Here is a 9041-nt window from a genome sequence, read left to right on the forward strand (position 1 = left end):
CGCCGGCGCGGCTCGCTCACCTGGCCGACGACGAGTACGCGAGTCTCGTGCGCCGCAGGGGTGAGCTGATCGACAGCGCGCTGACCGACCTGCGCGAACGGGTGCCGGCGACCCGCGACTACACGGCCACCCAGCTCGACTCGACGGTGAGCGACCTGGGGCACATCCTCGACTCGCTTGCCGCCTCGCTCTATGTCGACGACGCCTCGCTGTTCACCGAGTTCGTCCAGTGGCTGGTGGAGATCCTGACGAGTCGGGGTGTGCCGGCCAGTGCTGTCGACCTGACCCTGGAGCACTACGCCGCCGTGCTGCGCGACTTCCCCCGCGCGTCACACACGCTGGCGCGCAGCCGTGCCGGGCTGCCCGCGGCGTCCCGTTCCGCGCTCTGACGACCGCCTCCGGACGATCACCACGCGCTGCGGAGCGTCGTACCCCCCTGCGTATACTTGCCGCACTGCAAACGTCCCACCCATCAGGTGGAGCGAGGGGGAGAACGGTGACGTTCAGCGTCAGCCACGCCGAGCGCGACGGCGGTGTGGCCTGCCTGCGGCTCGCCGGTGAGCTGGACCTGAGCACCGCCGGTGAGCTGGCTGCCGCCATCGACAAGCTCACCGCGGCGGGCGAGCGGCGGGTGCTGCTCGACCTCACCGACCTGACTTTCTGCGACTCCACCGGGATGGCCGTGTTCGTCCGCGGCGACAACCAGGTCGCCGCCGACGGGGGTTGGTTGCGGATCACGGGCGCCACCGGGCGGGTCGAGCGTGTGTTGCGGGTCACCGGTCTGGCGGACGTGCTGCGATACCTTCCGGACACGGTGGACCCGGCGTTCAAGAGCGCCTCCTGATCAGCTAGATTTCCCCGCCAGCACGGTGACCGTTCCGGTCTCCTTTCTCCGCCGACCCGAGGCAGGTAGTGATGGGCGACAGCCCGCAGCCGGTACGCATCCTGGTGGTCGACGACGATCCGGGTGACGTGCTGATGATCGAGGAGGCGTTGGCCGACTCCGACGTCGAGAAGGTCATTGACGTGGTCAGCGACGGCGAGGAGGCGATGGAGTTCCTGCGCGCCGAGGGCCGGCACGTGCAGGCCCGCCGACCGGACGTCATCCTGCTGGATCTGAACATGCCGCGGATGGACGGGCGTCAGGTGCTCGGCGCGGTCAAGCAGGACGAGGATCTGCGGACGATTCCGATCGTGGTGCTGACCACCTCGAACGCCGACACCGACATCGTGGGCAGCTACACGTTGCAGGCCAACGCGTACGTCACGAAGCCGATCGACCTCGACGACTTCAACGACGTGGTGCGCCGCATCGACGAGTTCTTCGGCCGCGTGGTCGTGCTGCCCAAGCGCCCCTGATCCGCCCGGCGCGGCCGGTCGGCATTGTCCCCGCCGCCGGGCCGACGTGGCCCGTCGCCGCGCCGCGCCCGCCCGACGCGCACGCATGCTGAACAATTTTCCCGAACAGCCTCGGTCGTCGTCGCCGCGTCCGAGGATCCAGGTGGGATGTAACAGCGGCTGCCTGGGGGCGACAGTATGAGGTTCTCCGTCGTGAAGACCGGCTACGACCAGCGGCAGGTGGATTCCTGCCTGGATGAGCTGGGGATCCGGTTGTCCCGACTCGCGGCGCGGGCGGAGGGCGCCGCCGGGGCGACCCGCGAGTGGGACGAGATCCGCCAGGAGGCGACCTGGCTCAGCGGGCTGCTCCAGCGGCTCGACCTGGGCGACGCCGGGACGACCCGGCAGGCCGGCGACGCCGTGCGGCGGGAGGCGGCCGAGATCCTGGCACAGGCCCGCTGCGAGCTGGACGAGGCCCGCGAGGAGGCCCGGCGCGTGCGCGAGCAGGCGTACGCGGACGCCGTGCAGGCCCGGCGGGACTTCGAGGAGGCGTTGCAGGCGCGGCGTCGCCGGGCGGCGCTGGTCGACGAGATCCTCACCGGCGTGAGCGTCGAGCCGGTGCCGGCCGACACGCCCACGGCGGCGGCCGGAACGGGCGTACCGGCCACCCGGGTGGCGGCCGGCGGCCGGGACGCGGGCGCCGAACCGCCCAGCGGGCGTCCGGCCCGCTGAACGCAGGCTCAGACGGCGAGCGCAGCCGCCACGGTGCTCGCGCGCTCCTCGTGCTGGGCGTACGCGTCGGGGAAGGCGGAGATCTGCACTGCCTGGGCGGCGGCGGTGACGCTCATGTCCTCCCAGCCGGGGATCTCGGCCAGCGCGGTGTAGAAGGCCCGGGCGGCGTACGACGGGCGCATCAGCTCGGCCACCGTGCCCCAGCCGCTGCTGGGCCGCTGCTGGAACAGCCCGACCGAGTCGTGGTCGGCGCCGCTGCCCTGGTGCGGGTACTGCGTCGACTCCGGCAGCACGTCGCTGGCCAGGTTGTAGAGGTTGCTCTCCTGCATCGCGGTGGCCAGCGCCACCACCAGGGCGCGGCGCGGCATCTTCAGCTCCAGGCCGACATCCACGATGATCTTGGCGTTGTCCATCTGGGTCTGGTCGAGCCCGGCCACCGGGCGCGGCCGGCGGGGCTTGACCGGCTTCTTGGGCGCCTTGCGGGTGGCGGTGAGGGTGGGCGTCGGCGACGCCGTGGGGGTGGTGGGAATGACCCGGGCGGGGGCGGCGTCGCGGTCCAGCGACCGGGAGGCGCGCTCGTCGGCGATGGCGGCCCGGTCGGCCAGCGCGTCGGCCATCGGTCGTACGGGCCGCGGGGTGTCCTCGGCGCCCTGGGCGGCGGCGAACGCGCCCAGGCCGAGGCAGCAGGTGACGCCGGTGGCCAGGGCGACCCGGACGGGGGTGGAGCCCAGTCGGGGGCGGCGCGGCGGGTCGGGGGCCCGGTGACGGCCGATCGTCCGTTCGGTTGATGCGGCGTCGTCCGAACGGGTGGTCGGGAGCGCGTCGGTCAGCTTCTGGGCGGCGGGGTCGACGGGATGCACCCGCCGAGGCTAGATAGTCGACAGCTCGCTGCCATCGGCCGGTACGGTGGCATGCGCCACAATTTGCCCGGATCATGGCTGTCATATCGGGCGAAGATTGGTGGAAATGGTGAAACCTCGCTGATCAGGCGAGCCGGTTATTTCCGATTAGCCTGGCTAACCCGGTCACCGCTGTCGCATCCCGCACCGGCTCCTGCCGCTCCCCGATCATCCACTCTTCGGAGGGTGTCCGCTCCACCGGACGGTGGAGGCCCACGGTGGTCGTCCGACGGATGGGCCTGCGAAAGCCCGCAGACCGGCACTGATCAGTGTCGGCCGTTCTCCGCCGGCGTCACGGTCAGTCGGTGCCGCGTGTTGTCTCCGCTGGAGAACGGCCAGAGCCGATCGGCGTACTCGACAAGATCGGCCAACTGCGCGCGGCTCAGGCCGGCCGACGAGATCGAGGCGTGCACATCGGCGCGGTAACGGCCGTCGTCGTCGCGGCCCAGCTTCGCCTCGGCGCGTACCTGGACCGTGTGCGCCTCGTCCGTGATCTCCCCGGCCGCCTCCACCGCCGCGTGGTGCAGGCAGGACGCGAAGGCCGCGGCCAACAACTGCTCCGGTCTCAGGCCGGTGCAGTGCGCCGCCAGCGGCGACGCCAGCGGCGTGCTGAGCCCCCCGTCGTCGGTGCGTACGTGGCCGCCCTCGGCCGTCGCGGTGGCCTCATGCAGCCAGGAACTGGGACTCGGCATCGCGTTCCTCCCGTCACTCACCAGCCCGGCTACCCGGCCGGGGGCGGGCGAAACGCCGGGCCACCCGGGTTCAGGGCCCGTCGACCATCGACAGCGCCTCGGTGGCCTCCGCAGCGGCCCGTTCGGTCCACGCCGACGTCGCCGCGGATCGGCGCGGCGTGGGGATCATCATCGGCACGTACACCCGGGCGTCCACGGCCTCGGCCAGCAGCAGCGCGGCTACCAGACTGGTCGGACGCTCCGCCGGGTCGTCGTCCAGGCAGGAGCGGCACAGCTCGGACACCTCCGGCGGCAGCCCGTCGATCTCGGGCAGCGGCTCCGGAGGCCGGGTCCGACGCTGCGTCAGCAGCCCCGCCGCGTTGCTCGCCTGGTAGGGCAGCCGACTGGTCAGGCAGTAGTAGAGCAGCACACCGAGGGCGTACATGTCGGCCGCCGGGGTCGGGGGCGTGCCGTCGAGCTGCTCGGGCGCCAGGTACGCCGGGGTGCCGAGCACCATGCCGTCCGGCATCGGGTCCGCGACGCCGGCCGGGGTGGCGATGCCGAAGTCGAGGACCTTCACCCCGAGCGGGGTGAGCATGACGTTGGCCGGCTTCACGTCACGGTGCACGATGCCGCTCGCGTGGGCGGCGGACAGCGCGGCGGCGACCTCGGCGCAGACCCGTACCGAGATGCGCCAGTCCAGCGGGCCAGCCCGCAGGTGTGCGGCGAGCGTCTCGCCCTCGGCCAGCTCCATCACGATGTAGGGCGTCCGACGGCCGGGGAGCGTCGAGGAGGTGCCGAAGTCGTGCACGCTCGCGACGTTCGGGTGCACCAGCCGCGCGGCGGAGCGGGCCTCCGTGCGGATGCGGTCCACCGTGTCGTGCACATCCTCCGGGCCGGGCGAGATGAGCTTCACCGCGACCGGCCGGTCCAGCACCCGGTCGTGGGCCCGCCACACCTCGGACATCCCGCCCACGCCGATACGCTGTTCGAGCTGGTACCGCCCGTCCAGCGTGCGCATCGACCACTCCTCGTCCTCGCCCGCCGACGGCGGGTGCCTTCGAACGCGGTACCCGGGGTCCGAGCTGGGCAAACCGTGCGGTGATCGTGCGCGGCCGATCCGGGCGTACACCGGCGCGGCCCGGTGGCGGGTGCGGTAGCTTGCGAGCCAGGGCTGGGCGCACCGAGCGTGCCGGCACGGTCACCAGGGGGACACCGCGATGAGCGAGGTCACCGTACGCTTCGTGGGCGGTCCCGCGGACGGCCTGGTCCGCGAGGTTCCGGCCGATGCGGACGGGGCCCCGCCACGGCGTTGGATCATGCGGCACCCGGACGGCACCGGCCCGACACAGCCCGGTCCCGACCACCTCTACGAACGCGACCAGCCGGACGGCCTGGGCGGGTGGAGCATGCGGTTCGTGCGGACCGACGCGTACGGGGTGTCCGAGTGAGCACGGGCGAGGGCTGAGCGGTGGCCCGGCGCCCCGGCCGCACAGCTGGCGCACAGGTGGGGCAGAGCCGCGACACAGCGGACCCGCCCACGATGGAGGCCATGGTCATCCAGGGGCAGACCGTGCCGGGCCGGATCGAACTGCGCCGCCCCGACGGCGAACCGGTCCGGGTGCTGGTGGTCGACGACGAGGCGACACTCACCGACCTGCTGTCGATGGCGCTGCGCTACGAGGGTTGGCAGGTGCGCAGCGCCGGCAACGGCATGGCGGCGCTGAGCGCCGCGCGGCAGTTCCAGCCGGACGCCGTCGTGCTCGACGTGATGCTGCCCGACCTGGACGGCTTCCAGGTGCTGCGCCGGCTGCGCGAGCACGCCCCCACCGTGCCGGTGCTGTTCCTGACCGCCCGAGACGCGGTCGAGGAACGCATCGCCGGGCTGACCGTGGGCGGCGACGACTACGTGACCAAGCCGTTCAGCCTGGAGGAGGTGATCGCCAGGCTGCGCGCGCTGCTGCGCCGCTCCGGCTTCGCGGTCGCCGCCCAGGAGGAGGCGGTGCTGACCGTCGGCGACCTCAGCCTCGACGAGGACAGCCACGAGGTCCGCCGCGCCGGCCAGCTCATCACGCTCACCGCTACCGAGTTCGAACTGTTGCGCTACCTGATGCGCAACCCGCGCCGGGTGCTGAGCAAGGCGCAGATCCTCGACCGGGTGTGGAACTACGACTTCGGCGGCCAGGCCAACGTGGTTGAGCTGTACATCTCGTACCTGCGTAAGAAGATCGACGCCGGCCGACCGCCGATGATCCACACGCTGCGCGGCGCGGGCTATGTCCTCAAACCCGCCGACTGACGGACGGCCGCGCCGCCGGCCGCTGCGCGCCGCCCGGCGGTGGCTGGCCGGCCGGTCGCTGCGGGCCCGCCTGGTACTCGCCCTGGTGGCACTGCTCGCCCTGGTCAGCGTCGCGATCGGCGGGCTCACCACTGTCGCCCTGCGGCACTTCCTGGTCGGCCAGGTCGACGCCCAGTTGAGGATGGGGGACCGGCCGCGCGCCGACGTGCCGCCGTGGTTCCGCCAGGGCGGCGACCCCGGACGGCCCGCCCCGCGTCCGGGCGGCGTCGGCCCGTCCCCGCCGGAGCCTCCGCGCGGTTTTCCGCCGGGCTCGCTGGCCGTACGCCTCGCCGACGGTGTCACCACGGCGACGAGGAGCACCGAGAACGGCAGCCTCGCCGACGTTCCCGCCGCGGACGCCGCGCGGCTGGTCGCGTTGCCCACCGACGGCCGGCCGCGCACCGTCGGCCTCGACGAGGGCGGTGACGTCCGCGCGGTGGCGCGGCGTCTTCCCGGCGGGGACGTGCTGGCCGTGGCGATTCCGCTGTCGGGCGTGCGGGACACCGTCTGGGCGTTGGTCGCCGCGCAGGCCGGCGTGGCCGCCGCCGGGCTGCTCCTCGCCGGTGCGGCCGGCGCGCTGATCGTGCGCGCCACGCTGCGACCACTGAACCGGGTGGCCGCCACCGCCACCCGCGTCACCGAGCTGCCGCTGGACCGGGGCGAGGTCGCGCTCGCCGTCCGGGTGCCGGCCGGGGACACCGACCCGCGGACCGAGGTCGGCCAGGTCGGCGCGGCGCTCAACCGAATGCTCGGCCACGTCGCCGACGCGCTGTCCGCGCGGCAGGCCAGCGAGACCCGGGTACGCCAGTTCGTCGCCGACGCCAGCCACGAGCTGCGCACGCCCCTCGCGGCGATCCGGGGGTACGCCGAGGTGGCCCGGCGCGGCCGCGACGAGGTCCCCGCCGACGTGGCGCACGCGCTGCGCCGCGTCGAGTCGGAGAGCACCCGGATGACCCGTCTCGTCGACGACCTCCTGCTGCTGGCGCGGCTCGACACCGGCCGGCCGCTCGCCGTGGACCCGGTCGACCTGTCCGCTCTCGTGGTGGACGCGGTCAGCGACGCGCACGTGGCCGGCCCCGAGCACCGCTGGCAGCTCGACCTGCCCGAGGTGGTCATCCGGGTGCCCGGTGACGCCGCCCGCCTGCACCAGGTGGTGGCGAACCTGCTCGCCAACGCCCGCGTGCACACCCCGCCCGGCACGACTGTCACCACCACGCTGGCCGTCGAGGCGGACACGGCGGTGCTCACCGTCGCCGACGACGGGCCGGGGGTGCCGGCGGAGCTGCGACCGGAGATGTTCGAGCGGTTCGCCCGGGGCGACAGCTCCCGGTCGCGGGCGCACGGCAGCACCGGCCTCGGCCTGGCGATCGTGGCGGCAGTGGTCGAGGCCCACCACGGCACGGTCACCGTCGACAGCCGGCCGGGGCGGACCGTGTTCGTCGTCCGCCTGCCCAATCCCACAGCTGACGCATAGTCGGCGCACGGGGTCCCGCCAGCCCGGCCGCCGAGGCTGGCGGCATGGACAGCACAGACACCCTGCCGACCACGCCCGCCGACGACGTGGGGCCACCGGGCACGACCACGCGCCCCGGGGAACACTCGCCGCCGCCGGGCCGTGCGGCGGCCTGGACCCGGCCCGCCCTGGCGGTCCTGCTCCTGGGCACCGGCCTGCTCTACCTCTGGGGCCTGGGCGCCTCCGGCTGGGCCAACTCGTTCTACGCGGCAGCCGTGCAGGCCGGCTCGGTGAGCGGGAAGGCGTTCTTCTACGGCTCGTCGGACGCGGCCAACTCGATCACCGTGGACAAGACGCCCGCCTCGCTGTGGCTGATGGCCCTGTCGGTGCGCGTCTTCGGGCTCAACAGCTGGGCGATGCTCGTTCCGCAGGCGCTCTGCGGGGTCGCCTCCGTCGGCGTGCTGTACGCCAGCGTCAAGCGCTGGTACGGGCCGGTGGCCGGCCTGATCGCCGGTGCCGTCCTTGCCGTCACCCCGGTGGCGACGCTCATGTTCCGCTTCAACAACCCGGACGCGCTGCTCGTGCTGCTGCTGGTCGGCGGCGCGTACGCCACGGTGCGCGCGGTGGAGACGGCCAGCACCCGGTGGATCATGCTGGCCGGCGCGCTTGTCGGCTTCGGCTTCCTGACCAAGATGCTCCAGGCGTTCCTGCTGGTGCCCGTGTTCGCCGGCGTCTACCTGCTGGCCGCGCCGACCGGGCTGTGGCGGCGGGTACGCCAACTGCTGCTGGCCGGTCTCGCGGTGGTGGTGTCCGCCGGCTGGTGGGTGGCCATCGTCGAACTCGTCCCGGCCAGCTCCCGCCCGTACATCGGCGGATCGCAGGGCAACAGCATCCTGGAGCTGACCCTCGGCTACAACGGCCTCGGCCGGATCACCGGCGACGAGGTGGGCAGCGTCGGCGGCGGCGGTGCCGGGCGGATGGGCGGTGGCGGCGGCCCGTTCTCCGGGCAGACCGGCCTGCTGCGGATGTTCGACGGCGAGGTCGGCGGTCAGATCTCCTGGCTGCTGCCGGCCGCGCTGATCCTGCTGGTCGCGGGCCTGCTGGTGACCGGGCGGGCCGCGCGTACCGACCGCACCCGGGCCGGCCTGCTGCTGTGGGGCGGTTGGCTGCTGGTCACCGGGCTGATCTTCAGCTTCATGTCCGGGATCTTTCACGCCTACTACACCGTGGCGCTCGCACCGGCCGTCGGCGCGCTGGTCGGTATCGGCGTCACCCTGCTCTGGCGCGAACGCCGCCCGCAGGCCGACCCGGTTGACGATTCGGTTGCCGCATCCCGCTGGCAGCGGTGGCGTCCGCTGGCCGCCACGGCGACGCTCGCCGCCACCCTCGGGGTCACCGTCTGGTGGGCGTGGGTGCTGCTCGGGCGCAGCCCCGACTGGTATCCGTGGCTGCGTACCGCCGTGCTGGTCGCCGGCCTGCTCGGCGCGGCCCTGATCCTGCTGGCCGCCCGACTGCCCCGCTGGCTGGTGCCCGTGGTGCTGGGCGTCGGCGCGGCGGCGGCCCTGGCGGGGCCGGCGGCGTACGCGGCGCAGACCGCCGCGACCCCGCAC

The 9041-nt window shown here is 73.6% G+C and carries 10 protein-coding genes and 1 pseudogene; 8 read left to right on the forward strand and 3 right to left on the reverse strand.

All coding sequences use genetic code 11. The features are described 5' to 3' along the window. The 4 genes and pseudogenes from B0E54_RS25500 to B0E54_RS25515 form a co-directional block, all read left to right on the forward strand. Window positions 1-389: pseudogene (locus B0E54_RS25500) on the forward strand (cobalamin-binding protein); the annotation flags it as partial. Window positions 390-496: 107 nt separating this feature from the next. Further along, entirely contained in the window at window positions 497-844 is a 348-nt protein-coding gene (locus B0E54_RS25505; protein WP_234588608.1) for an STAS domain-containing protein, read from the forward strand. Window positions 845-915: 71 nt separating this feature from the next. Continuing rightward, the gene (locus B0E54_RS25510; protein WP_234588610.1) at window positions 916-1359 is read left to right on the forward strand and encodes a response regulator; all 444 of its coding nucleotides are present in this window, start codon (window positions 916-918) and stop codon (window positions 1357-1359) included. Between the two features lie 177 nt (window positions 1360-1536). After that, window positions 1537-2070, forward strand: a complete 534-nt coding sequence (locus B0E54_RS25515) for an ATPase (RefSeq protein ID WP_234588612.1) — start codon at window positions 1537-1539, stop codon at window positions 2068-2070. Between the two features lie 8 nt (window positions 2071-2078). Here the strand turns inward: B0E54_RS25515 and B0E54_RS25520 are convergent, their stop codons facing one another. The 3 genes from B0E54_RS25520 to B0E54_RS25530 form a co-directional block, all read right to left on the reverse strand. Next, window positions 2079-2930, reverse strand: coding sequence for a hypothetical protein (locus tag B0E54_RS25520; RefSeq protein WP_234588615.1), 852 nt, complete (start codon window positions 2928-2930; stop codon window positions 2079-2081). A gap of 305 nt (window positions 2931-3235) precedes the next feature. Further along, window positions 3236-3661 carry an OsmC family protein gene (locus B0E54_RS25525; protein WP_234588617.1) on the reverse strand — a complete coding sequence of 142 codons (426 nt, stop codon included), beginning with the start codon at window positions 3659-3661 and terminating at the stop codon, window positions 3236-3238. A 70-nt stretch (window positions 3662-3731) separates the two neighbouring features. Beyond that, window positions 3732-4661 (reverse strand): serine/threonine-protein kinase, encoded by a 930-nt coding sequence (locus tag B0E54_RS25530; RefSeq protein ID WP_234588619.1) that lies wholly within the window; start codon window positions 4659-4661, stop codon window positions 3732-3734. A gap of 199 nt (window positions 4662-4860) precedes the next feature. On the opposite strand from B0E54_RS25530, the gene B0E54_RS25535 reads away from it, so the two are divergent. The 4 genes from B0E54_RS25535 to B0E54_RS25550 all read left to right on the forward strand — a co-directional run. Further along, entirely contained in the window at window positions 4861-5091 is a 231-nt protein-coding gene (locus B0E54_RS25535; RefSeq protein ID WP_234588621.1) for a hypothetical protein, read from the forward strand. A 101-nt stretch (window positions 5092-5192) separates the two neighbouring features. Then, window positions 5193-5939: a response regulator transcription factor gene (locus tag B0E54_RS25540; RefSeq protein WP_234588622.1), complete on the forward strand. Its 747-nt coding sequence runs from the start codon at window positions 5193-5195 to the stop codon at window positions 5937-5939. Window positions 5940-5982: 43 nt separating this feature from the next. Then, entirely contained in the window at window positions 5983-7452 is a 1470-nt protein-coding gene (locus B0E54_RS25545) for a cell wall metabolism sensor histidine kinase WalK (RefSeq protein WP_234588626.1), read from the forward strand. 44 nt (window positions 7453-7496) lie between these two features. Further along, on the forward strand, window positions 7497-9041 hold a 1545-nt coding region (locus B0E54_RS25550), incomplete at its 3' end, for a glycosyltransferase family 39 protein (RefSeq protein WP_234588623.1).

This window comes from Micromonospora sp. MH99 (assembly GCF_021442385.1).
In the GTDB taxonomy this organism is placed as follows: domain Bacteria; phylum Actinomycetota; class Actinomycetes; order Mycobacteriales; family Micromonosporaceae; genus Micromonospora.